At 54.5% G+C, this 24532-nt stretch carries 18 protein-coding genes and 1 pseudogene; 7 read left to right on the top strand and 12 right to left on the bottom strand.

Annotation, left to right across the window (positions count from 1 at the left end):
* Window position 1 precedes the first annotated feature (1 nt).
* Window positions 2-2320 (top strand): Fe(2+) transporter permease subunit FeoB, encoded by a 2319-nt coding sequence (gene feoB, locus P0H77_RS01960; protein ID WP_276162011.1) that lies wholly within the window; start codon window positions 2-4, stop codon window positions 2318-2320.
* On the top strand, window positions 2320-2556 hold the full coding sequence (gene feoC / locus P0H77_RS01955) for a [Fe-S]-dependent transcriptional repressor FeoC (protein ID WP_276162007.1): 237 nt from the start codon (window positions 2320-2322) through the stop codon (window positions 2554-2556). The genes feoB and feoC overlap by 1 nt, the downstream gene beginning before the upstream one ends.
* 106 nt (window positions 2557-2662) lie before the next feature.
* Here the strand turns inward: feoC and P0H77_RS01950 are convergent, their stop codons facing one another.
* Window positions 2663-2932, bottom strand: coding sequence for a YdgH/BhsA/McbA-like domain containing protein (locus P0H77_RS01950; protein WP_276162001.1), 270 nt, complete (start codon window positions 2930-2932; stop codon window positions 2663-2665).
* 106 nt (window positions 2933-3038) lie between these two features.
* Complete coding sequence (gene bioH, locus P0H77_RS01945) at window positions 3039-3809, bottom strand: pimeloyl-ACP methyl ester esterase BioH (protein ID WP_276161999.1); 771 nt, start codon at window positions 3807-3809, stop codon at window positions 3039-3041.
* A gap of 37 nt (window positions 3810-3846) precedes the next feature.
* Between bioH and gntX the strand changes: the two genes are divergently transcribed.
* The 3 genes from gntX (at window position 3847) to gntT (ending at window position 6787) form a co-directional block, all read left to right on the top strand.
* Window positions 3847-4530: a DNA utilization protein GntX gene (gene gntX, locus P0H77_RS01940; protein ID WP_276161995.1), complete on the top strand. Its 684-nt coding sequence runs from the start codon at window positions 3847-3849 to the stop codon at window positions 4528-4530.
* A gap of 58 nt (window positions 4531-4588) precedes the next feature.
* Window positions 4589-5164, top strand: coding sequence for a Fe-S biogenesis protein NfuA (gene nfuA / locus P0H77_RS01935; protein ID WP_176917755.1), 576 nt, complete (start codon window positions 4589-4591; stop codon window positions 5162-5164).
* Window positions 5165-5470: 306 nt separating this feature from the next.
* A complete protein-coding gene (gntT, locus tag P0H77_RS01930) occupies window positions 5471-6787 on the top strand; it encodes a gluconate transporter (protein WP_276161984.1) in 1317 nt (438 codons plus the stop codon).
* Window positions 6788-6828: 41 nt separating this feature from the next.
* Here gntT and malQ read toward each other — a convergent pair whose 3' ends face one another.
* A complete protein-coding gene (malQ, locus tag P0H77_RS01925; protein WP_276161978.1) occupies window positions 6829-8919 on the bottom strand; it encodes a 4-alpha-glucanotransferase in 2091 nt (696 codons plus the stop codon).
* An 8-nt stretch (window positions 8920-8927) separates the two neighbouring features.
* Entirely contained in the window at window positions 8928-11318 is a 2391-nt protein-coding gene (malP, locus tag P0H77_RS01920; protein WP_276161972.1) for a maltodextrin phosphorylase, read from the bottom strand.
* Between the two features lie 636 nt (window positions 11319-11954).
* On the opposite strand from malP, the gene malT reads away from it, so the two are divergent.
* The gene (gene malT, locus P0H77_RS01915) at window positions 11955-14660 is read left to right on the top strand and encodes an HTH-type transcriptional regulator MalT (protein ID WP_276161967.1); all 2706 of its coding nucleotides are present in this window, start codon (window positions 11955-11957) and stop codon (window positions 14658-14660) included.
* A gap of 234 nt (window positions 14661-14894) precedes the next feature.
* Here the strand turns inward: malT and P0H77_RS01910 are convergent.
* The 5 genes and pseudogenes from P0H77_RS01910 to glpE all read right to left on the bottom strand — a co-directional run.
* Window positions 14895-15047, bottom strand: a pseudogene (locus P0H77_RS01910) (RNA 3'-terminal phosphate cyclase); the annotation flags it as partial.
* Between the two features lie 83 nt (window positions 15048-15130).
* The gene (locus tag P0H77_RS01905; RefSeq protein ID WP_276161959.1) at window positions 15131-16345 is read right to left on the bottom strand and encodes an RtcB family protein; all 1215 of its coding nucleotides are present in this window, start codon (window positions 16343-16345) and stop codon (window positions 15131-15133) included.
* Window positions 16346-16542: 197 nt separating this feature from the next.
* Window positions 16543-17301, bottom strand: coding sequence for a DeoR/GlpR family transcriptional regulator (locus tag P0H77_RS01900; RefSeq protein WP_276161954.1), 759 nt, complete (start codon window positions 17299-17301; stop codon window positions 16543-16545).
* 17 nt (window positions 17302-17318) lie between these two features.
* Entirely contained in the window at window positions 17319-18149 is an 831-nt protein-coding gene (gene glpG, locus P0H77_RS01895) for a rhomboid family intramembrane serine protease GlpG (protein WP_276161949.1), read from the bottom strand.
* A 43-nt stretch (window positions 18150-18192) separates the two neighbouring features.
* A complete protein-coding gene (gene glpE / locus P0H77_RS01890) occupies window positions 18193-18522 on the bottom strand; it encodes a thiosulfate sulfurtransferase GlpE (RefSeq protein WP_176919400.1) in 330 nt (109 codons plus the stop codon).
* Between the two features lie 213 nt (window positions 18523-18735).
* Here glpE and glpD point away from each other — a divergent pair, with 213 nt between their 5' ends.
* On the top strand, window positions 18736-20244 hold the full coding sequence (gene glpD / locus P0H77_RS01885) for a glycerol-3-phosphate dehydrogenase (protein WP_276161931.1): 1509 nt from the start codon (window positions 18736-18738) through the stop codon (window positions 20242-20244).
* A gap of 263 nt (window positions 20245-20507) precedes the next feature.
* Here glpD and P0H77_RS01880 read toward each other — a convergent pair whose 3' ends face one another.
* The 3 genes from P0H77_RS01880 to glgP all read right to left on the bottom strand — a co-directional run bounded on the left by P0H77_RS01880 (window position 20508) and on the right by glgP (window position 24524).
* On the bottom strand, window positions 20508-20936 hold the full coding sequence (locus P0H77_RS01880) for a hypothetical protein (RefSeq protein ID WP_276161924.1): 429 nt from the start codon (window positions 20934-20936) through the stop codon (window positions 20508-20510).
* 228 nt (window positions 20937-21164) lie between these two features.
* Entirely contained in the window at window positions 21165-21677 is a 513-nt protein-coding gene (locus P0H77_RS01875; protein WP_276161919.1) for a hypothetical protein, read from the bottom strand.
* A gap of 399 nt (window positions 21678-22076) precedes the next feature.
* The gene (gene glgP, locus P0H77_RS01870; RefSeq protein WP_276161913.1) at window positions 22077-24524 is read right to left on the bottom strand and encodes a glycogen phosphorylase; all 2448 of its coding nucleotides are present in this window, start codon (window positions 24522-24524) and stop codon (window positions 22077-22079) included.
* Window positions 24525-24532: the final 8 nt, after the last annotated feature.

Here is a 24532-nt window from a genome sequence, read left to right as displayed (position 1 = left end):
AATGAAAAAACTTACCATTGGCTTAATTGGCAATCCGAATTCTGGTAAAACCACGTTATTCAATCAATTGACCGGTTCGCGCCAGCGTGTAGGCAACTGGGCAGGCGTTACGGTCGAACGTAAAGAAGGCAGTTTTCAAACCACGGATTGCCAGGCCACGCTTGTTGACTTGCCTGGCACCTATTCCCTGACCACCATCTCCTCGCAAACGTCGCTCGATGAGCAAATCGCCTGCCACTATATTTTAAGCGGCGATGCGGACATGCTGATTAACGTCGTGGATGCCTCCAATCTTGAGCGTAATCTTTACCTGACGCTGCAACTGCTGGAGCTGGGAATGCCCTGCGTGGTGGCGCTCAACATGCTGGATATCGCGGAAAAACAGCAGGTGCGCATTGATGTTGATGCCCTCTCCGCCCGCCTGGGTTGTCCGGTCGTGCCGCTGGTCTCGACGCGTGGTCGGGGGATAGATGCGTTGAAACTGGCTATTGACCGCCATAACCGTAATCGGGACGTTGAGCTGGTACATTACGCGCAGCCGCTGCTGCGTGAAGCTGGTCATCTGGCGCAGCTGATGCCAGAAAATATGCCTATCCAGCAGCGTCGCTGGCTGGGCCTGCAAATGCTGGAAGGCGATATTTACAGCCGCGCTTACGCGCAGGATGCCGCGCATCAGCTGGGAGATGTACTGGCCCGCCTGGAGAGTGAAATCGACGATCCGGCGTTGCATATTGCCGATGCACGCTATCAATGTATCGCCGCTATCTGCGACACCGTAAGTAATTCGCTGACCGCTGAACCGAGCCGTTTCACCGCCGCGATGGATAAAATTATCCTCAATCGCTTCCTCGGCCTGCCGATTTTCCTGCTGGTGATGTACGTCATGTTCCTCTTTGCCATCAATATCGGCGGCGCGCTGGCCCCTATTTTTGACGCCGGTTCAGTGGCTATCTTTATTCATGGCCTTCAGTGGTTTGGCTATACGCTGCATTTCCCTGAGTGGCTGACTATTTTCCTCGCACAGGGGATCGGCGGCGGGATCAACACCGTGCTGCCGCTGGTGCCGCAGATCGGCATGATGTATTTGTTCCTCTCTTTTCTGGAAGACTCCGGCTATATGGCGCGCGCGGCGTTCGTGATGGACCGGTTGATGCAATCGCTGGGGCTGCCGGGGAAATCCTTCGTGCCGCTGATTGTCGGTTTTGGCTGTAACGTGCCGTCAGTGATGGGCGCGCGTACTCTTGATGCACCGCGTGAACGGTTGATGACCATCATGATGGCTCCCTTTATGTCCTGCGGCGCACGGCTGGCGATTTTCGCCGTCTTCGCCGCCGCCTTCTTTGGACAGGAGGGCGCGCTGGCCGTCTTTTCACTCTACATCCTCGGCATTGTGATGGCGATCCTGACCGGCCTGATGCTCAAACATACCATCATGCGCGGCGAGGCCTCACCGTTTGTAATGGAACTGCCGGTCTACCATGTACCGCTGATCAAAAGTCTGCTGATCCAGACCTGGCAGCGCCTGAAAGGGTTTATCCTGCGCGCGGGTAAAGTCATCGTTATTGTCAGTATTTTCCTAAGCGCATTGAACAGCTTCTCACTCAACGGCAAGGCGGTGAATAACATCAACGATTCGGCGCTGGCCTCCGTGAGCCGCGTCTTTACCCCGCTGCTGGAGCCGATTGGTATTCACGGCGATCACTGGCAGGCGACGGTCGGCCTGTTCACCGGTGCGATGGCAAAAGAAGTGGTGGTCGGTACGCTTAATACGCTGTATACCGCTGAAAATATTCAGGAAGCGGAATTCAATCCGGCAGAATTTAGCCTTACCGCTGAATTGTCTGACGCCGCCGCTGAAACCTGGCAAAGCCTGAAAGACACCTTCAGCCTGAGCGTGCTGGCAAACCCCATTGAGGCCAGTAAAGGCGATGGCGAGATGGCAACCGGCACCATGGGCGTGATGAGCGAGAAATTCGGCAGCGCGGCAGCGGCCTATAGCTACCTGATTTTTGTGCTGCTGTATGTGCCGTGCATTTCGGTGATGGGAGCCATTTCCCGTGAATCCAGCCGCGGCTGGATGGGATTCTCGATCCTGTGGGGGCTGAATATCGCGTATTCGCTGTCGACGCTGTTTTATCAGGTTGCCAGTTTCCATCAGCATCCGCAGTACAGTATGATCTGTATCCTGGCGGTAGTGGCGTTTAACGTGCTGGTGATTGGCTGCCTGCGACGCGCCCGCAGTCGGATTGACGTTAATCTGCTGGCGACACGCAAAACGCCCGCCACCTGCTGCGACAGCCCGGCCGGGGAGTGTCATTAATGGCCTCGCTGATTGACGTGCGCAACATGCTCGCCTTGCAGGGGCGGATGGAAGCCAGCCAGCTTAGCAGCGCGCTGCATCTTCCCCGCCCTCTGCTTGATGCCATGTTAAATCGCATGGAAGCAATGGGCAAAGCCCGGCGGATGCAGGAAGACGTTGAGGGTTGCCTGACCGGAAGTTGTAAAAGCTGTCCGGAAGGAAAAGCCTGTGCGCGAGAGTGGTGGACGTTAGGCTGAGGGCATTGCCGCCTGGCAGTAGCACTGCACAATATTGTAGGCCCGGTAAGCGTAGCGCCCCCTTTGTAGGCCCGGTAAGCGCAGCGCCACCGGGCATTCCAGCAACTTATTTATACACTTCAGCCGTGGTGTGAATATCTTTCTCTGATTTCTTCGCGCTGGTGATCACATAATACTTCCCGCCCAGCTCGTCAGCTTTTTTCGACAGCTCGCGCTGTGCATCCATCGGTGCGGTGCCTTTATCAGTACTGATGTCGCCTACTTTCGTTAAATTCATCTCTTTCAGTTTATCTTTGTGCAGTTCTTCCGCAGCCATCACGCCAAAAGACAGCGATCCAATAACCAGGGACGCAACAATACCGGTGACCAGTTTCATAGCCTTTACTCCTTAAGGTTGAATAGTACGCCATCCTGCTTTTGCACTGAATCAAGCACGCGATGACGCCCTAAGTATTGTTGCACTCTGTCACTTTTTCCAGCCGCTACAAACGCGCGTTGAGTGAGATGAGCGCCTGACAAAATTCTGCCGGATGAGAGATAAACGGTGCATGCGCCGCCTTCTGGATCGTCAGCGACTCGCTGGCAGGCCACGCGGCGTCCAGTCGTGGAATAACTTTACGCGGCACCAGGCCGTCAAGATAGCCGTAAATACGCAGGAACGGCACGGTCAGTCCAGCGAGCGGCTCGCGTAAATCGCTCTTTTTCAGAATATCCAGCCCGCCGTTGAGTACTTCAACGTCCGGCATCGGCAAGGCCAGGACGGCACTTTTCAGGCGGCGGGCATCCTGTCTTGCACTCTCGGTGCCCATGGTTTGCAGCGCCAGAAAACGCTCAACCGTACGCTGGAAATCCTCACTTAACTGCTGCTGAAAGCCGGAAAGCACCTCGGGTTTGATCCCCGGCCAGTCGCCCTCGGTACAAAAACAGGGGGACGAGGCGACGGTGACCAGTGCCTGTACGCGCTGTGGAGAGGTCAGCGCGACCTGACTTGCCACCAGCCCACCCAGGCTCCAGCCCAGCCAGATGGCTTTTTCCGGCGCGTGTTCCTGAATGCGCGCCGCCATTTCCGCCAGCGACATGGCACCAAAACTACGGCTACGACCGAAGCCCGGCAGATCCACCAGATGCAGCGTAAAATGCGCGCTTAATTCCGGCGTTATGCAATCCCATACCTGCGCATTCAGTCCCCATCCGTGCAGCAGCACAAGATGGCAATTTCCTTCCCCTTTGGTTTGCCACCAGATCTCATTCATCAGGTACTGTTCTCTATTATTTTGTCCGAGGTGAAATATGTTAACAGCCTGTGGCTTATGCTGGCTATGCCGAATGCCGCTCGCCCTGCCGTCCTGGGGAATCTGCTCCCGTTGCGTCAACGCGATCTCTCACCACACCAATGTGTGTCCTCAGTGCGGTTTGCCCGCCCAGGATCCTCACTTGCCCTGCGGTCGTTGTTTGCAAAAAGCGCCGCCGTGGCAACGGCTGATCGCCGTCAGCGATTACGTTGCGCCCCTGAGTTCACTTATTCATCGCTTCAAATTTTCAGGCAAAGCAGAACTGGCCCCGGCGCTGGCGCGCCTGCTGCTGCTGAAATTTATACAGGCCCGCCAGCTATCCGGCCTGCCGCGTCCGGACCGCATTGTCAGCGTTCCGCTGTGGCAAAAAAGACACTGGCACAGAGGGTTTAATCAGAGCGACCTACTCTGCCGTCCTCTGTCACACTGGCTGGGCTGTCGGTACGAGACGGAGGCCATCACGCGTATTCGGGCTACGACGACACAACATCATCTCCCGGCCCGGCTGCGAAAGCACAATTTGAAAAACGCCTTTCACCTTGAATTTCCGGTTCGCGGACTCCATATCGTTATTGTGGATGATGTCGTCACCACGGGCAGTACTGTCGCAGAAATTTCCCGGCTGCTGTTACGCGGCGGTGCAGCGACGGTCCATGTCTGGTGCCTCTGTCGGACCTTGTAGACCCTCGACGATGGGCGTATTATAACTGACTAAAATAGTCAACTATTAGGCCAATGCTATGATCCGTATTTCCGATGCTGCACAAGCGCACTTTGCCAAACTGTTGGCAAATCAGGAAGAAGGGACGCAAATCCGTGTATTTGTCATCAATCCCGGTACTCCTAACGCTGAATGCGGCGTTTCTTATTGTCCACCCGATGCTGTGGAAGCGAGCGATACTGCCCTGAAATTTGATTTGCTGACGGCCTACGTGGACGAGTTAAGCGCCCCGTACCTGGAAGATGCGGATATCGATTTCGTGACCGACCAGCTCGGCTCTCAGCTGACGCTGAAAGCGCCGAACGCCAAAATGCGTAAAGTTTCTGACGACGCGCCGTTAATGGAGCGCGTAGAGTATATGCTCCAGGCGCAGGTGAACCCGCAGCTTGCCGGGCACGGCGGCCGCGTTACGCTGATGGAAATCACCGACGACGGCTACGCCATCCTGCAATTTGGCGGCGGCTGTAACGGCTGCTCCATGATCGATGTCACTCTGAAAGACGGCATTGAAAAGCAGCTGCTGGCAGAGTTCCCGGACCTGAAAGGGGTGCGCGATCTCACCGAACACCAGCGCGGCGAGCACTCTTACTACTGATTTGCTTTCTTCAAACGCCTCTTTCCCGCGAAAGAGGCGTTTTGTCGTAAATGTTACAACCCTCCCCAGAATATGACCTACCTCCCAGTTTTTAAATTTTGCCTGCCAGGGGTGTTTTCTTTGCACGAATGTTACCCGTATCATCCCTTCTGCGCACTATTCTTCTGGAAACAGCCCGCGACTCTTAGCCTTATAAGAAGCGATTTGTTGAAGTGCTAATTGCCTTCTGTTCTGAATTACAGCACAAAGGCCCCTTTGCTGCTCAGACAGCAAAGTTACCCATAACAAATTAAAGGCCAGTAAATCATGCCATTAGTCATCGTTGCTATCGGTGTTGTGTTGTTATTGTTGTTAATGATCCGTTTCAAGCTAAACGGTTTTATTGCCCTAATCCTGGTGGCCCTTGCGGTGGGTCTGATGCAGGGAATGCCTGTCGATAAGGTTATCGCCTCCATTAAAACGGGTGTCGGCGGAACGCTTGGCAGCCTGGCGCTGATCATGGGCTTCGGGGCGATGCTGGGCAAACTGCTCGCTGACTGCGGCGGCGCACAGCGTATCGCCACGACGCTGATTGCGAAGTTTGGTCAGAAGTACATTCAATGGGCGGTAGTGTTAACCGGTTTTACCGTCGGTTTCGCCCTGTTCTATGAAGTCGGTTTCGTACTCCTGCTGCCGCTGGTATTTACCATCGCCGCTGCTGCTCGTATCCCGCTCCTCTTTGTCGGCGTTCCGATGGCAGCGGCACTTTCCGTAACACACGGTTTCCTGCCGCCGCATCCGGGTCCAACAGCGATTGCGACCATTTTCCATGCTGATATGGGCAAAACCCTGCTCTATGGTACGCTGCTGGCCATCCCGACCGTGATTCTGGCGGGCCCGGTCTACGCTAAATTCCTCAAAGGTATCGACAAGCCGATCCCGGAAGGACTGTATAACGCGAAAACGTTCAGCGAAGCGGAAATGCCGGGCTTTGGCGTGAGCGTCTGGACCTCGCTGGTCCCGGTGATCCTGATGGCGCTGCGTGCGGTCGCCGAGATGATCCTGCCGAAAGGCCATGCAATCCTGCCCTACGCTGAGTTTTTTGGCGATCCGGTCATGGCAACGCTGATTGCGGTTATCATCGCGATATTCACTTTTGGCCTGAATCGCGGTCGTTCGATGGATGACATCAACGATACGCTCACCACCTCAATCAAAATCATCGCCATGATGCTGCTGATCATCGGCGGCGGCGGCGCGTTTAAGCAGGTGCTGGTTGATAGCGGCGTGGATAAATACATCGCGTCGATGATGCAGTCCACCAATCTGTCGCCTCTCTTTATGGCCTGGTCAATTGCCGCCGTGCTGCGCATCGCGCTGGGATCGGCTACCGTGGCGGCGATCACCGCCGGTGGAATTGTGGCACCGCTGATTGCGACAACAGGCGTGAGTCCTGAATTGATGGTTATCGCGGTTGGCTCCGGCAGCGTGATTTTCTCGCACGTGAACGATCCAGGATTCTGGCTGTTCAAGGAGTATTTCAACCTGACGATTGGTGAGACGATCAAGTCATGGTCTGCGCTGGAAACCATTATTTCAGTATGTGGCCTGGTAGGGTGTTTGCTGCTGGGAATGGTGGTGTAAGACCCAAAAAGAACCCGCCGATAAGGGCGGGTTCTTTATTTTTACCTCTTCTTCACTCCAGCCCGACGCCGCTTATCCAAATCCTTAATTAGCTTATTCACGCTCTCATCCGCAAACATCTCTTCAAGGGTTGCAGACAGCTTGCGCCGCCAGTTTTTGTACTGATAGCTGGTCCCCGGGATATTGACCGGTTCGGCCATCTGTAGCCAGTCTTCCGGCTGGAGACCCAGCAAGGCACTGTTACTGTCGGCAATATAGCGCTGCATTCCGCGATTAAGCGTAGAGGTCATCGACATCCGCGAGGCTTTACGCCCCACGCTTTTCGCCACGCTGCCGTGTCGGTGTAGCGCATCCAGCAGTCCCTGCTTCGCCAGCTCGCGATCCTCATACAGACCGCGCAGCACGACCGGGTCCGGATACAGGCCCAGCGTTTTTCCGAGCGTCAGGTCGCCGCTTTCCCAGTAGCCGCGCAGCGTCGGTAAATCGTGCGTTGCCGCCACCGCCATCGACTGTGCAGGCCACGCTTCCGGCGCGCGGACCGTTTTCTCGTGATCGCTTTCGAAATACAGCACTTTATAGGAGTAAACGCCACTCTTACGCAGCTTGCCGACGATCTCCACCGGCACCGTCCCCAGATCTTCGCCGATCACCATGCACTGATGGCGTTTACTCTCCAGCGCGAGGATCGACAGCAGATCGTCAACCGGATAATGCACATACGCGCCGTGATCCGCCGTCTCGCCGTAGGGGATCCACCACAGGCGCAGCATCGACATGACGTGATCGATACGTAATGCGCCGCAATCGCGCATATTGGCGCGCAGTAGCTGAATAAAAGGCTCGTAGGCGCGAGCGGTAATGACATGCGGATCCATTGGTGGCAGACCCCAGTTTTGCCCCAGCGGCCCGAGGATGTCCGGCGGCGCACCAACTGACGCCTTCAGGCAGTACAGTTCGCGATCGCACCAGGTTTCTGCGCCGCCTTCCGCCACGCCGACCGCCAGATCACGGTACAGGCCAATCGGCATATTCATGTTCTGGCATTCTTCCCAGCAGGCCGCAAATTGCGTACAGGCCAGCCACTGAAGCCACAGGTAAAACTCCACCTCATCCTGATGCGTTTTACAGAACTTTTTTACCTCCGGGGTATCGGTAGACTGATAACCTTCCGGCCAGACTGGCCAGCCCCAGCGCATCGGGTCCTCTTTCACCTGTGACGCGTGCAGGGCATCAAACGCTGCCTGCCAGTAAAGGCTTTCCCCCTCGTTGGCGATGAACTGACGAAACGCCTGCATTGCGGCATCATCGTTAGTGCGTTTCGCAAACTGCCGCCACGCCATGCTTAGCCCGGCGAGCTTTAGCGCCGTAACGGCTGAGTAATCAACCCACTCTCCCTGGCGCGCGCTTTCCAGCTTCTGCTGGGTGGTGGGCATATGCCACCACTCCTGCGCTTCCTCGCTGTGCTGAAAATCATCAACGGCATTAACGTCGATGTAAATCACATTCAGCCAGCGGCGGGAAGAGGGACTGTAAGGGCTGGCGCTCTCCGGATTTGCCGGATAAAGCGCGTGGATCGGATTGAGGCCGATAAACGCCCCGCCCCGCTTTGCCACCTCAGGCAGCATCGCTTTGAGATCGCCAAAATCGCCGATCCCCCAGTTTTTGCCGGAGCGCAGCGTATAAAGCTGCACGCAGGCTCCCCACAGTTTACGTCCGCTGAGCAGCGCATCAGGCTCGTGGCAGCGCTGAGGAGCGATAATCACCCGGCAATCCCACTGTTGCGCGTCCTGAGATAACGTCAGCGTGTGATACCCTTCCGGCAGACGCATCGGCAGACTAAGTTTACTGCCGCCAGCCGCCTGACCTTGATACTGGCGGCCTGCTTCCGTCAGCAGTGTCCAGCTAAACTCGCCGCTGCCCTCGACTTCCAGCGCCATCTTCTTACCGTGGGTATACACCATCACGTTCGGCACCGGGGTAACGGCCACTTTCGTGGCCGCCGTGTGATGCATCGCATCCAGCAAACGCCGCTTGGTTTCTACGCCAATCGACTGCGGCTTACCGTGGGCGTTAATGTAATCAGGGCTTATCCCCGCCGCCAGAGCGGCTTTATCGAGGCGTTTGCGTTCCATAGCGGTCCTTATCGTTTAGCCTGCCAGATACGGCTCTGGTAGTCGCGAATAGAGCGATCGGAGCTGAACATGCCGCATCGCGCCGTATTGAGTATAGCGGCACGAGTCCAGGCTTCCGGGTCACGGTAGAGCACATCGACCTGTTTCTGCGCGTCAACATACGCGGCAAAGTCGGCCAGTACCAGATACGGATCGCCGCCCTGCTTACCAATACTGTGCAGCATCTGGTCAAAGGCGTGTTTGTCGCCGTCGCTGTATTTACCGCTCTCCAGTTCTTTCAGCACCGCATTCAGTAATTTGTCTTTCTTACGCCATTTCAGCGGATCGTAGCCTTTCGCCTTCAGCGCCTTCACCTCTTCAACGGTATTGCCGAAGATAAAGATGTTTTCATCGCCGACTTTCTCGGCTATTTCCACGTTCGCGCCGTCCAGCGTGCCGACGGTGAGCGCGCCGTTCAGCGCCAGCTTCATATTGCCGGTGCCGGAGGCTTCTTTACCGGCGGTAGAAATTTGCTCGGAAATATCAGCGGCCGGGATCAGCATTTCAGCCACAGACACACAGTAATCCGGCAGGAAGACCACTTTCAGTTTATCGCCTACCAGCGGATCGTTGTTCACCGCCGCCGCGACCTTGTTGATCGCCAGAATAATGTTCTTCGCCAGGTAATATCCCGGTGCCGCTTTCGCGCCAAACAGGAACACACGCGGTACGCGGTCTGCCTGCGGATTTTCGCGGATCTCTTTATAGAGTGCCAGAATGTGCAGCAGGTTCAGGTGCTGGCGCTTATATTCATGCAGACGTTTGATCTGGATATCAAAAATCGCCTCAGGACTGATTTCAATACCGGTACGCGCCTTCACAAACGCGGCGAGACGCACTTTATTCGCCCGTTTGATCTCACGATACGTCTGACGGAATTTTTTATCGTCGGCGTACTTTTCCAGCGCAATCAGCTGGTCAAGATCGTTCGCCCACTCTTTCTTCAGCGTTTTATCCAACAATGCAGCCAGCGCCGGGTTACACTGCTTGATCCAGCGACGCGGGGTAATGCCGTTGGTGACGTTATGGAATTTGTTCGGCCACAGCTGATGGTATTCCGGGAACAGATCTTTCACCACCAGCTCGGAGTGCAGTGCTGCCACGCCGTTCACCGCAAAACCGCTGACCACGCACATATTTGCCATGCGCACCTGCTTGTCATACACCACCGCCAGCTTCGCCCACACGGCCTCATCACCCGGCCAGGTTTTCTCAACCAGCGTTTTAAAGCGAGTGTTAATCTCATTGATGATCTGCATATGACGCGGCAACAGCGCTTTAATCAGTTTTTCGTCCCAGCACTCCAGCGCTTCCGGCATCAGCGTATGGTTAGTGTAGGCGAAGGTTTTACTGGTGATAGCCCAGGCATCGTCCCAGCTTAGCTGATGCTCATCTATCAGCACGCGCAGCAGTTCAGGAATGGCGATGGTCGGGTGCGTATCGTTCAACTGGATGACTTCGTAATCCGCCAGTTGGTGCAATTGACGGCCTGCCAGGTGATGACGGCGCAGAATATCAGCAACGGAACAGGCGCACTGGAAGTACTGCTGCATCAGGCGCAGCTTTTTGCCCGCCGTATGGTTATCGTTCGGGTAAAGGACTTTAGTGAGCTTATCCGCGTCGATACCCTGCTGTTCGGCGCGCAGGAAATCGCCATCGTTGAATTTGGTCAGGTTAAACGGATGCGCGTGCGTTGCCTGCCACAGGCGCAGCGGCTGGGTGATGCCGTTGCGGTAGCCCAGTACAGGAAGATCCCATGCCTGGCCGGTGATGATAAATCCCGGTTGCCATGCGCCCTTCACCACTTTCCCGCCGATCCCCACCTGGACATCAAGCTGTTCATTGTGGCGAAACCACGGATAGCTGCCGCGATGCCAGTCGTCCGGCGCTTCCATCTGGTTGCCGTCAGCAAAAGACTGGCGGAACAGACCATACTGATAGTTCAGGCCATAACCGGTTGCCGCCTGGCCTACGGTCGCCATTGAGTCAAGGAAACAGGCTGCCAGACGCCCGAGGCCGCCGTTGCCCAGCGCCGGGTCGATCTCCTCTTCCAGCAAATCGGTCAGGTTGATGTCGTGCGCTTTCAGCACATCGCTCACATCCTGATACCAGCCGAGGTTCAGCAAGTTGTTACCGGTCAGGCGACCAATCAAAAACTCCATAGAAATATAGTTAACATGGCGCTGATTTTCAGCTGGCGCGCTTACAGGCTGGGCGGCCAGGCACTCAGCCAGTGCGCCGCTCACCGCCTGCCACCATTGATGCGACGTCATTTTCTCTGCGGAATCTAAAGCAAAACGCTGCCACTGACGCGTCAGTGCAGCCTGAAATTGTGCTTTGTCGAATGTAGGCTGTGACATAAAGGAACCGGATCCTGTTCAAATGAAAAACGTTAGCGCTAGTTTGCCTGGCTACCCGTCTGGCTTCCTCATCCTGCCAGGGATTAGGCAGGGAGGAGCACCAGGGATGAGCGAAAAATGTGATCGGCACCACTATAACGTTAGCCGCTTACGCCATCCTTGCCGACTATATTGAACAGGGAGGAGCATTCCTTCGCTCACATCTCAGTCTCTACCTTTACCGCACGCAGAACGTTGGCGTAGGTCAAAGAATTGAAATGCCGTTCCGCAAACAAAATGTAAAATAACGAAATGATTTTCCGTATAAAATACCAACAGCGGATTTACTTAAACGTGTTACAGGTTATTTTTTGCTGCTTAGTATCCAGGAAATTAATTGAGTTAAGAAAATCCTTTCATTGAAAGCGTAATTCTCGCCTTATCAGCAATTCAGCCTAAGCCAGACGCCATGCCTGCTGGCACCGGTTTCATTAAAATAATTCACTTCCTTTAATAATTTGTGACACAGTGCAAATTAAGAAGCACTCAAAAACGACATAACTTGCAATACATTGCAATCTGAACGACTTTAGAGTTATTAATTACGAAGCGCAAAAAAAATCCCGCTTTCTTTTACGCACAGTGAAAGTGATAACTATGTTGATTCCGTCTAAATTAAGTCGCCCGGTTCGCCTTGATCATACTGTGGTCAGGGACCGCCTGTTGGCTAAACTTTCCGGCGCGAACAATTTCCGTCTGATCCTGATCACAAGCCCGGCGGGCTATGGAAAAACGACCCTCATTTCACAATGGGCCGCAGGCAAAAACGATCTTGGCTGGTTTTCACTGGATGAAGGCGATAACCAGCAGGAACGTTTTGCCAGTTATTTGATTGCCGCTATTCAGCAGGCAACGGGCGGCCACTGCAACGCCAGCGAAGCGATGGTACAAAAGCGCCAGTACGCCAGCCTGACATCCCTTTTCGCTCAGCTTTTTATCGAACTGGCTGAGTGGGATCGCCCGCTCTGGCTGGTGATTGATGATTACCATCTGATCACCAATCCGGTGATCCATGAAGCCATGCGTTTCTTCCTGCGTCATCAGCCGGAAAATTTAACGCTGCTGGTGATGTCGCGTAACCTCCCCCAGTTGGGGATTGCCAATTTGCGTGTTCGCGATCAACTGCTGGAGGTCGGCAGTCAGCATCTGGCATTTAATCATCAGGAAGCGCGACAGTTTTTTGAGCGTCGTCTGACCTCGCCGCTGGAAGCCTCCGAGAGCGGCCGCCTGTGTGACGAAGTGGCAGGCTGGGCCACTGCGCTTCAGCTTATTGCCCTCTCCGCCAGGCAGAACAATAACGCGCCGCATCAGTCTGCGCGTCGGTTGTCGGGCATTAACGCCAGCCATCTTTCCGATTATCTGGTCGATGAAGTACTGGATAACGTTGATTTAAGTACCCGTCATTTCCTGCTCAAAAGCGCGCTGCTGCGCTCGATGAACGATGCGCTAATTGTGCGTGTGACCGGGGAAGAGAACGGGCAGATGCGGCTGGAAGAGATTGAACGCCAGGGCCTGTTTTTACAGCGCATGGATGATTCCGGCGAGTGGTTTAGCTATCACCCGCTGTTTGGCAGTTTCCTGCGCCAGCGCTGTCAGTGGGAACTGGCGACCGAACTGCCGGAACTGCACCGCGCCGCCGCCGAAAGCTGGATGGCGCAAGGCTTCCCGACCGAAGCCATTCATCATGCGCTGGCCTCCGGCGATGCGCCGATGCTGCGCGATATCCTGCTTAACCACGCCTGGGGACTGTTTAATCACAGCGAACTGACACTGCTGGAAGAGTCACTGGCGTCACTGCCGTGGGAAAGTCTGCTGGAGAATCCGCGCCTGGTGCTGCTTCAGGCATGGCTGATGCAAAGCCAGCATCGCTACAGCGAAGTGAATACTCTGCTGGCCCGCGCCGAGCAGGAGATGCAAATTACCATTGACGCTGCGCTGAGCGGCGATTTCAACGCCCTGCGCGCGCAGGTGGCGATCAACGATGGCGATCCGGAAGAAGCCGAGCGTCTGGCGAAAATCGCGCTGGATATGCTGCCCGTCGCCAGTTACTACAGCCGTATCGTCGCCACCTCCGTGCATGGTGAAGTTCTGCATTGCAAAGGGTTGCTGATGGAATCGCTGTCGTTAATGCAGCAGACAGAACAGATGGCGCGCCGCCATGATGTCTGGCATTACGCGCTGTGGAGCATGATCCAGCAAAGCGAAATCCTGTTTGCTCAGGGCTTTTTACAGGCCGCGTGGGAGACGCAGGAAAAAGCCTTCCAGCTGATCCACGACCAGCACCTGGAACAGCTGCCGATGCATGAATTTTTGCTGCGTATTCGTGCCCAGTTGCTGTGGGCATGGGGACGGCTCGACGAAGCGGAAAGCGCCGCACGCAGCGGCATGACCGTGCTCTCTACCTATCAGCCGCAGCAACAGCTTCAGTGCCTGGCGCTGCTGGTTCAGTGCTCGCTGGCGCGCGGGGATCTGGATAACGCACGCAGCCAGTTAAACCGACTGGAAAATCTGCTGGGTAATGGCCCTTACCACAGCGACTGGGTATCAAACGCCGATAAAGTGCGGGTAATTTACTGGCAGATGATCGGCGATAAAAAGTCTGCCGCCAACTGGCTACGCCAGACGCCAAAACCGGAATTTGCCAATAACCATTTCCTGCAAAGTCAGTGGCGCAACATCGCCCGCGTGCAGATCCTGCTTGGCGAAACCGGTCCGGCGGAAATGGTGCTTGAAGAGTTAAACGAAAACGCGCGCAGCCTGCGCCTGATGAGCGACATCAACCGCAACCTGCTGTTGCTGAACCAGCTTTACTGGCAGGCGGGCCGTAAAAACGAGGCGCAGAATGCCTTAATGGAAGCGCTGACCCTCGCCAATCGCACCGGTTTTATTAACCATTTCGTCATTGAAGGCGAAGCGATGGCGCAGCAGTTACGCCAGTTGATTCAACTCAACACGTTGCCGGAGCTGGAACAGCACCGGGCGCAGCGCATTCTGCGGGATATCAACCAGCATCACCGACATAAATTTGCCCATTTTGACGAGAACTTCGTCGAACGGTTGTTAAATCATCCGCAGGTACCTGAACTGATCCGTACCAGTCCGCTGACCCAGCGCGAGTGGCAGGTGCTGGGGCTGATCTATTCCGGTTACAGTAACGATCAGATTGCCGGAGAACTGGATGTGGCGGCGACCACCATTAAAACGCATATTCGTAATCTGTATCAGAAGCTCGGCGTCGCGCACCGGCAGGACGCGGTGCAGCATGCGCAAAAGCTGTTGAAGATGATGGGCTACGGGGTGTAAAGGTTTCTGGAGAGTTTATTTTGGTCCGGCCCACAGGCCGACATCCGCCTTCAGAATAAATCGATTACATCAGAATGTAGGCCCGGTAAGGCGAAGCCGCTACCGGGCATGTTATCGCAGTATCGTAATGCCGGGTGGCGCTGCGCTTACCCGGCCTACAGTTTGATATCCACCTTCAGAATCAATCGATTACATCAGTTTGCAAAAACAGTGAGCGCAGCGCCAACTAACGTTTCAACTGGACATGTCTTTTCCCTTAACCGTCACCCGCGTCATCCCGCCCTCTTCCTCCAGGCTAAACGTCACCGGCAAAAACTGCCCGACCACAGCGATATTGGTTAACAGATGGGGGGAAGCATGCGCCACGGTGAACGCGCCTTCTCCCGCCGGGTAAAATCCGTGCCGCAGGAGCGTAGTGCGCTGACGAATCCCCATCCGCGCCATTCAGCGCAATTGTCCTTTGCATCGTATTATCCTTTAACGCACACCACCTGACGCAGGGTATGCACCACCTCAACCAGATCGGTCTGAGCAGACATTACCGCGTCGATATTCTTATACGCCATCGGAATTTCGTCGATCACATCGGCATCTTTACGGCATTCCACATGAGACGTCGCGCGGATCTGATCCTCAACGCTGAACAGCTTTTTCGCTTTGGTACGGCTCATCACGCGCCCTGCGCCGTGGCTACAGGAGCAGAAGGATTCTTCGTTACCCAGCCCACGGACGATAAAGCTTTTCGCCCCCATCGAACCGGGAATAATACCGTACTGCCCGGCGCGCGCCGATACCGCCCCTTTACGCGTCACGAAAATCTCTTCACCAAAGTGCTGTTCTTTCTGTACATAATTATGGTGACAGTTGATCGCTTCCATGCTCAGCGTAAACGGCTTAGCGATCGCTTTATGCAGCGCGGCGACCACGTTTTCCAGCATTGCATCACGGTTAGCGCGGGCATAATCCTGCGCCCAGCCGACGGCTTTAACATAATCGGCGAAATGTTCGCTGCCTTCTTCAAACCAGGCCAGATCGCGCGATGGCAGATTAGCGATATGCTGTTGCATATCTTTCTGCGCCATTTCAATAAAATAGCTACCGATGGCGTTACCAATTCCACGCGATCCGGAGTGCAGCATCACCCAGACCCGATCCGCCTCATCAAGGCAGATTTCAATAAAGTGGTTACCGGTTCCCAATGTTCCCAAATGCTTATAGTTGTTGGTGTTCAAAAAACGCGGGTATTTCTGCGTCAGCCACTGGAAGCCAGGCTGCAACGTCGCCCACTGCGCATCAACGTTGGCAGGCGGGTTTTCCCACGCGCCAACGTCACGCCGTCCGCGCCCGGTAGTACGCCCGTGCGGCACGGCCGCTTCAATGGCGCTACGCAGCCGGGCCAGACTATCCGGCAGATCCGCCGCCGTTAAGCTGGTACGCAACGCGTTCATGCCGCAGCCGATATCCACGCCAACCGCCGCCGGGATAATTGCCCCTTTGGTCGGGATCACGCTACCAATGGTTGACCCTTTTCCCAGATGCACGTCCGGCATCACCGCCACGTGGCTGAAAATAAACGGCATTTTGGCCGTATTAATCAGTTGCTGACGGGCATCGTCTTCTACCGGTACGCCGTGGGTCCACATTTTTACCGGGGCGTTTGCGGTGGTCATTGTTTCGTATGTCATGCGGATTCCTTTTGCTCGCTTTATTACATGACTACTGGATTGCAATTGAGATGCCAAAGAGGGAGGATAAAAATAAAAATTTATAACTAAATGAAATTTATGGTAATTTTAAAAAACAGCGATTACAGAGAACGTAGAGTTGCGATAAATCACGATACTCTATTATCGTGATTTATCTTGCAGGATAGGAAAATTTCTTAGCACAGCTCCAGCTGGACTTTGTTTTCCGCGATCACCTGCATCACGCCCGCGGGCGGCATGATATCGGTATAAACCGCATTCACCATACTGATGCTGCCCATATTCACCATCGCATTGCGGCCAAATTTCGAATGATCCACCACCAACATCACATGGCGTGAGTTCTCGATAATTGCGCGTTTGGTGCGCACTTCATGGTAATCAAACTCCAGCAGCGAGCCGTCGCTGTCGATGCCGCTAATGCCGAGGATGCCAAAATCAAGACGAAACTGGGCGATAAAATCCTGGGTCGCCTCCCCGATAATTCCACCGTCACGGCTGCGCAGTTCGCCGCCCGCGAGGATGATACGGAAATCATCCTTTACCATCAGCGTATTCGCCACGTTCAGATTATTGGTGACAATACGCAAATTACTGTGTTCCAGTAGCGCGTGCGCCACCGCTTCCGGCGTGGTGCCGATATCGATAAATAGGGTTGAGCCGTCCGGGATTTGTTCAGCGACTTTGCGAGCGATACGCTCTTTCTCAGCCGTCTGCGTGGCCTTACGATCGTGCCAGGAGGTATTTACCGAGCTGGACGGCAGCGCCGCGCCGCCGTGGTGACGCAGGATAAGGTTCTGATCGGCAAGGTCGTTGAGATCGCGACGAATAGTCTGCGGGCTGACAGAGAAGTGCTCCACCAGTTCTTCAGTGCTGACATATCCCTGCTTTTTTACCAGTTCGATAATCGCACTGTGACGCTGTGTCTGTTTCATGAATAATCCCTGCAAAATTATGTTCGTTTTCGCGCATTATGCGAATCAACAAAGGCCATCGCCAGCCCTACCAGCAACCCGGCCACGTGAGCACCGTTTGCAATCGACATACCGAAGAGATCAAACCAGCCGGCAATTAGCCATATTAAAGCAAAGCCTATCAAACCACGCGGTAAAAAAACGCCGCTCTGCGGATCGCGTTCGCCCCGCAGCCATGCATAGCCCATCAGGGCATACACCACGCCAGATAACCCGCCAAACCACGGGCCGCTGACATGATACTGCACAAATCCGCTTAACAGAGCGCTGATGACGGTAATGACGACCAGCTTGCCGCTGCCCAGACGCTTTTCTACCGTGCCGCCAAGATACCACCACCACAGCAGGTTAAAGAGAATATGCAGGACGGAGAAGTGCATCAGGGCGTGGGTAAAATAGCGCCAGACGTCAAATTTCAGGGAAGGATCGTACGGCCAGGCCAGCCATATCATTACTGCCTGGTCGCCAATAATACTCATCAGCACAAATATCAGTATCGTCACGCCGAGAATGGCGAGCGTAAACGGCCCGGCGTTCTCCCTGAGCGTGGCGAGGAACGGAAAACGGCGGTAATGAAGACCGCTGTTGGTTTGCCCTGACTGCCAGCTCGCCGCCAGATAACGCGGATCCGCCGGGTTTTCCATAAACCGCGCCAGTTCAGTTTGCACGCGCGCGGCCTGACTTTCATCCGCCAGCCAGATATCCCACTGCGTATGCTGCTGGATCGTTAGCACTACGCCCTGCGTCGCCATATAGTCCACAAACGCCTGCGCAATGCGCGGGTTACTAAAAGAGGTGATCATCAACATACTGGCGGTCGCTTATTCCACACAAAAGGGGACAGTATAACGGCTAAAACAGCGTGCGCTCCACTTCCGCCGGGAAATGGCGATGCCAGGCGTCAAAGCCACCGTCCACGCTGTAGACGTGGTCGTAGCCTTGTTGCAAAAGATACTGCGCGGCACCTTTACTGCTGTTGCCGTGATAACACATCACCATCACCGGGGTTTCAGGGTCCGTTTCACGCATAAACGCGCCAAGGGTGTCGTTAGTCAAATGAAATGCGCCCGGCGTATGACCCAGCGCATAGCTTTGCGGATCGCGGATGTCCACCAGCACAGCGCTTGCCTGGTGCAGTTTTTGATGGGCTTCTTCAACATTAATACATTCAAAATGGTCCATAGTTTCTCTTTCTGACGCCTTTTTCGCCGCCACATTCAGACGGGCAGATGAATCAATCACTCTCTCAGTTTACGTCGTCAGGGGAGATAAACGCCATTATGTTATGCATATCACTCTAAATTGTTTTTTTGATGTTACCAAAAGCGCGATTCCTTGCTATCATGAGCGATATCGAACATTTATGCGCTTTAACGAAAGTAACGAGGTGGCAGCATGGAAACCAAAGATCTGATTGTGATAGGTGGCGGCATCAACGGTGCTGGCATCGCGGCGGACGCTGCCGGGCGCGGTTTGTCCGTGCTGATGCTGGAGGGGCAGGATTTGGCCTGCGCCACCTCTTCTGCCAGTTCAAAACTGATCCACGGCGGACTGCGCTATCTGGAACACTATGAATTCCGCCTGGTAAGTGAAGCACTGGCCGAGCGTGAAGTGCTGCTGAAAATGGCCCCACATATTGCTTTTCCGATGCGCTTTCGCCTGCCGCACCGCCCGCACCTGCGTCCGGCGTGGATGATCCGCATCGGATTGTTTATGTACGATCATCTGGGTAAACGAACCAGCCTGCCGGGCTCGAGCAGTTTGCGATTTGGCTCAGAATCGGTTCTCAAGCCGGAAATCGTGCGCGGATTCGAATATTCTGACTGCTGGGTGGATGATGCGCGGCTGGTGCTGGCGAACGCCCAGATGGTTGAGCAGAAAGGCGGCAAGGTATTAACCCGCACCCGCGCCACCTCTGCGCGCCGGGAAAATGGTCTGTGGATCGTTGAAGCGGAAGATATCGATAGCGGCAAAAAGTATGTCTGGCAGGCACGCGGTCTGGTGAACGCGACCGGTCCGTGGGTGAAGCAGTTCTTTGATGACGGGATGCACCTGCCCTCGCCTTATGGCATCCGCTTAATTAAAGGCAGTCACATTGTCGTACCGCGTGTCCACACCCAGAAGCAGGCTTATATTTTGCAAAACGAAGATAAGCGTATTGTTTTTGTGATCCCGTGGATGGATGAATTCTCTATCATCGGTACCACCGACGTGGAATACCAGGGCGATCCGAAAAGCGTCGCCATTGATGAGAAAGAGATTAATTATTTGCTCAACGTGTATAACGGGCATTTTAAGAAACAGCTGACGCGTGAGGATATTGTCTGGACTTACTCTGGCGTGCGTCCGCTGTGCGATGATGAATCAGATTCACCGCAGGCCATTACCCGCGATTACACCCTTGATGTGCATGACGAGGATGGCAAAGCTCCGCTGCTGTCCGTGTTCGGCGGTAAGCTGACCACCTATCGCAAGCTGGCGGAGCACGCGCTGGAGAAATTGACGCCGTACTATAAAGGCATCGGCCAGGCGTGGACGAAAGACGCGGTGTTACCGGGAGGCGATATTGGCAGCGATCGTGATGATTATGCCGCGAAACTGCGTCGCCGTTATCCGTTTATCAGCGAATCACTAGCCCGCCACTATGCCCGCACCTACGGCAGCAACAGCGACATTATTCTTCGTGACGCGACCTCGATTGCCGACCTGGGCGAGGACTTTGGTCATGAGTTTTATGAGGCGGAATTACGCTACCTGGTCGAACACGAATGGGTCCGCCGTCTCGATGATGCCATCTGGCGTCGTACCCGCCTCGGTATGTGGCTTAATGCCGACCAGCAATCACGCGTGGCGCAATGGCTGCTCCAGCATACGGCGAAACGTGAGCTGTCGCTGGCATCGTAATTAACCGGTACACCCCGTGCCCGGTGGCGCTGCGCTTACCGGGCCTACAAACTATACAGACGCCGATATCCTGCATCCCGTAGGCTGGGTAAGGCGAAGCTGCCACCCGGCATTACCCCATGCCCGGTGGCGCTGCGCTTAGCGGGCCTACAAATCACACAGACGCCGATATCCTGCATCCCGTAGGCCGGGTAAGGCGAAGCCGCCACCCGGCATGTTTCAACGTTATGCGACCAGCCTATGTGTTTTTTGCAGCAGGACGATCATTTTTCGAGGCTGGCAACCTCATGACCGTATTCATCTCTGAAGATCTTTTTACCGCTTGAGTCTATTCTTGACGTCCCTTTCACATGACCATACTCATCACGGTAGGTCGTTTCACCATTGGCGTTAGTTTGCGCGGTCCCTTTAGTATGCCCATATTCATCGCGAAACGTGGTTTCTCCGTTAGAATTGGTCTGCGCGCTGCCTTTACTATGACCGTATTCGTCCCGGAAAGTCGTTTCGCCACTGGAATTGGTTGATGACGAACCTTTGCTATGCCCGTCGCCATCCCGATACGTTTTGTCGCCGCCCGATCCCGTCTCCACTGAACCGATAGAATGACCATCTGCATCCCTGAGCGTATCCGCTACGGCAGGGGCTATCAGAGCACAGCATAAAAGCGTCGCTAAGGTTATTTTACTGTTCATGCATCCTTTCTCCGTGCGTTAAAAAACACACCATTTTGCGCCACATGATGACGTAAAAATACTCCGAATCCATACCGGAACGAGGCGCAAGATGATAAAGGCATCTACCTAAATTTATTTTATATCAAAGTCTTATATCCACCCTGTAGAGCGGATAAGCGAAACGCAATCCCATATGATCCTGTGCTATGACTCCATTTTATTTCTTAGCCTGGACGCCATTGTCATCTACGGTATTCCGCGCGACTGCCAATAATATCCCAGCGCAAAGCCTGACTGGGCGCTGAGCGGCCCCACCAGTTGGCCCCACTCTTCATCGCTGAACAGTGATAAAAACCGGACCGGAAACCAGATAATATCCACATATAGCGTGCGAAGGCTTTCCCCGACAAAGATGTTTAACGAGCGGAAATAGATCTCAGCTCCCGCGATGATGAGGAATAACAAGGCTGGTGTAAGCATCAGTCCGCAACAGAGCGGCGTTTTCTGCGCCGGAGCGGCGCGACGAGCAATCCGCCAGCCAGCGATCATCATCAATATAAAAATAACGCAATAATCGGCGAGCAGCGTCAGGGTTATTTCCAGCCCGCTAATCCTCCTGTGCATTACCGACCACGGTAACAACAGGCCACTTAATAACAGACCCAACGCGAGCATAAAGAGAATAACGGGATAGGCCAGTAGCGGTACTCCGAGAAATGCAAAGCACAATGAGGAGATTTGCCCTTTCAGTTTTTCCATGCGTATCCTTTCCCTGGTTGCAGCGAGGCATCATGCATGGCGCACAGACACTCGTCGATCATCCAGCTATCGACTGGATCTTATCCGTTTGAAAGCTAACGATAAACGCGACAACGTGCGCCAGAGAATGCCAGACATACCGATAAGGCTATGGACTTTAACTTTTCCATGTTCTTCCTGCTGAGTCCTTTCAGAGGGCTACATTATAAAATAAACAGATCGGGCACTTTTCTGAATTACAGGTAAAAAATCGGGGCCAAATGGCCCCGATTGGGTGAAAACTTGCGTAAATTTGCCCGGTGGCGCTGCGCTTACCGGGCCTACGAAGGTCTTACAGAACGTCCGTATCCTGCATCCCCCAGGCCGGGTAAGGCGAAGCCGCCACCCGGCATGACAGCCTTACAACCTGACCGGGGTAATCCCCCAAATCTGATCCGCATACTCCTGAATCGTCCTGTCGGAAGAGAAATAGCCCATATTGGCGATGTTGCGCATCGCTTTATTGGTCCACTCTTCTGGCTGACGGTAGAGGTCATCCACCTTGTCCTGACAGTCCACATAGCTGCGGTAGTCCGCCAGCACCTGATAGTGGTCGCCGAAGTTAATCAGCGAGTCGACCAGATCGCGGTAGCGGCCCGGTTCGTCAGGACTGAACACGCCGGTAGCGATTTGGGTCAGCACCTGACGCAGCTCCTCATCTTCTTCGTAATAGTCGCGCGGTTTATAGCCCTGCCGACGCAGTTCTTCGACCTCTTCTGCGGTATTACCGAAAATAAAGATATTTTCCGCGCCGACGTGTTCCAGCATCTCGACGTTCGCACCGTCCAGCGTGCCGATGGTCAGCGCACCGTTCAGGGCAAATTTCATATTACTGGTGCCGGAAGCCTCGGTGCCCGCCAGCGAGATCTGTTCGGAAAGATCTGCCGCCGGAATGATCACCTGCGCCAGGCTGACGCTGTAGTTAGGGATAAACACCACTTTCAGCTTGTCGCCGATTTGTGGATCGTTGTTGATCACCTTCGCGACATCGTTGATCAAGTGGATAATATGCTTTGCCATATAGTAGGCCGAGGCGGCTTTACCGGCGAAGATGTTGACGCGCGGCACCCACTCCGCCGACGGATCGTCTTTAATGCGGTTATAGCGGGTGATCACGTGCAGCACATTCATCAGCTGACGCTTGTACTCGTGAATACGCTTGATCTGCACATCAAACAGCGCGTGCGGATTGACCACCACGTTAAGCTGTTGGGCGATCAGCACCGCCAGGCGTTTTTTATTTTCCAGCTTCGCCTGATGTACCGCCTGATTGACCAGCGGGTAATCAATATGCTGTTCGAGTTCGCTAAGCTGGCTGAGATCGGTGCGCCAGGTACGGCCAATGTTCTCATCCAGCACGGCGGAGAGCGACGGGTTTGCCAGCGCCAGCCAGCGACGCGGCGTGACGCCGTTCGTTACGTTGGTAAAGCGGGTCGGGAAGATCGTCGCAAAGTCGGCAAACAGCGACTGGACCATCAGGTTGGAGTGCAGTTCCGATACGCCGTTGACCTTATGGCTCGCCACCACTGCCAGCCACGCCATGCGCACGCGGCGGCCGTTCGACTCATCAATAATCGAAACGCGGCTCAGTAGACCGGTATCTTGCGGATACTGCTCCTGAACCGTTTTCAGGAAATAGTCGTTGATTTCAAAGATGATCTGCAGATGGCGCGGCAGAATCTTACCGAGCATGTCTACAGGCCAGGTTTCCAGCGCTTCGCTCATTAACGTGTGGTTAGTATAAGAGAAGATCTGGCAGGTCATCTCAAACGCTTCATCCCAGCTAAATTTGTGCTCGTCGATCAGCAGGCGCATCAGCTCGGGAATCGACAATACCGGGTGAGTATCATTGAGGTGAATCGCGGTTTTTTCCGCCAGATTGGCATAGGTTTTATGCAACTGATGGTGACGGCTTAAAATGTCCTGAATAGTGGCGGAGACGAGGAAATACTCCTGCCGCAGACGCAGTTCGCGCCCGGAATAGGTGGAGTCGTCCGGGTACAGAACGCGCGATACGTTTTCAGAGTGGTTTTTATCTTCCACCGCCGCAAAGTAATCACCCTGGTTAAATTTACCGAGGTTGATTTCACTACTCGCCTGCGCATTCCACAGGCGCAGCGTGTTGGTGGCATCGGTATCGTAGCCGGGAATGATCTGATCGTACGCGACCGCGAGGATCTCCTCGGTTTCTATCCAGCGGCTTTTTTTGCCTTCCTGTTGAATACGCCCGCCAAAACGCACTTTATAGCGCGTGTTATGGCGTTTGAATTCCCACGGGTTGCCGTATTCCAGCCAGTAGTCCGGCGATTCTTTCTGCCGACCATCGACGATGTTCTGTTTGAACATGCCGTAGTCATACCGGATCCCGTAGCCCCGGCCCGGCAGGCCCAGCGTGGCCAGCGAGTCAAGGAAGCAGGCTGCCAGACGTCCGAGGCCACCGTTGCCTAACCCCGGGTCATTCTCTTCGTCAATCAGCTCTTCGAGATTAAGCCCCATCTCATCCAGCGCATTGTTCACGTCGTCATAGACGCCCAGCGATAACAGCGCGTTAGAGAGGGTACGCCCAATCAAAAACTCCATCGACAGGTAATAAACCTGACGCGTTTCCTGGGAAAGCTGCGCCCGGTTGGAGCGCAGCCAGCGCTCCACCAGCCGGTCGCGTACGGCAAACAACGTGGCGTTAAGCCAGTCGTGCTTGTTGGCAATAGCAGGGTCCTTCCCAATAGTGAACATAAGCTTATAGGCAATGGAATGCTTCAATGCCTCAATGCTGTGCGTGGGGGAGGCATAAGTAAAAGGTGCATTCATCAACTTGA

It is taken from the genome of Superficieibacter sp. HKU1 (assembly GCF_029319185.1).
Lineage (GTDB): Bacteria > Pseudomonadota > Gammaproteobacteria > Enterobacterales > Enterobacteriaceae > Superficieibacter.
The sequence above is the reverse complement of the archived record's forward strand: the minus strand, read 5'-3'. Positions and strand labels throughout refer to the sequence as shown.

Bases quoted from the DNA above. Each gene is read 5' to 3' on its own strand.
- feoB (WP_276162011.1), top strand. From the start codon at position 2: ATGAAAAAACTTACCATTGGCTTAATTGGCAATCCGAATTCTGGTAAA.
- feoC (WP_276162007.1), top strand. From the start codon at position 2,320: ATGGCCTCGCTGATTGACGTGCGCAACATGCTCGCCTTGCAGGGGCGG.
- P0H77_RS01950 (WP_276162001.1), bottom strand. From the start codon at position 2,932: ATGAAACTGGTCACCGGTATTGTTGCGTCCCTGGTTATTGGATCGCTG.
- bioH (WP_276161999.1), bottom strand. From the start codon at position 3,809: ATGAATGAGATCTGGTGGCAAACCAAAGGGGAAGGAAATTGCCATCTT.
- gntX (WP_276161995.1), top strand. From the start codon at position 3,847: ATGTTAACAGCCTGTGGCTTATGCTGGCTATGCCGAATGCCGCTCGCC.
- nfuA (WP_176917755.1), top strand. From the start codon at position 4,589: ATGATCCGTATTTCCGATGCTGCACAAGCGCACTTTGCCAAACTGTTG.
- gntT (WP_276161984.1), top strand. From the start codon at position 5,471: ATGCCATTAGTCATCGTTGCTATCGGTGTTGTGTTGTTATTGTTGTTA.
- malQ (WP_276161978.1), bottom strand. From the start codon at position 8,919: ATGGAACGCAAACGCCTCGATAAAGCCGCTCTGGCGGCGGGGATAAGC.
- malP (WP_276161972.1), bottom strand. From the start codon at position 11,318: ATGTCACAGCCTACATTCGACAAAGCACAATTTCAGGCTGCACTGACG.
- malT (WP_276161967.1), top strand. From the start codon at position 11,955: ATGTTGATTCCGTCTAAATTAAGTCGCCCGGTTCGCCTTGATCATACT.
- P0H77_RS01905 (WP_276161959.1), bottom strand. From the start codon at position 16,345: ATGACATACGAAACAATGACCACCGCAAACGCCCCGGTAAAAATGTGG.
- P0H77_RS01900 (WP_276161954.1), bottom strand. From the start codon at position 17,301: ATGAAACAGACACAGCGTCACAGTGCGATTATCGAACTGGTAAAAAAG.
- glpG (WP_276161949.1), bottom strand. From the start codon at position 18,149: ATGTTGATGATCACCTCTTTTAGTAACCCGCGCATTGCGCAGGCGTTT.
- glpE (WP_176919400.1), bottom strand. From the start codon at position 18,522: ATGGACCATTTTGAATGTATTAATGTTGAAGAAGCCCATCAAAAACTG.
- glpD (WP_276161931.1), top strand. From the start codon at position 18,736: ATGGAAACCAAAGATCTGATTGTGATAGGTGGCGGCATCAACGGTGCT.
- P0H77_RS01880 (WP_276161924.1), bottom strand. From the start codon at position 20,936: ATGAACAGTAAAATAACCTTAGCGACGCTTTTATGCTGTGCTCTGATA.
- P0H77_RS01875 (WP_276161919.1), bottom strand. From the start codon at position 21,677: ATGGAAAAACTGAAAGGGCAAATCTCCTCATTGTGCTTTGCATTTCTC.
- glgP (WP_276161913.1), bottom strand. From the start codon at position 24,524: ATGAATGCACCTTTTACTTATGCCTCCCCCACGCACAGCATTGAGGCA.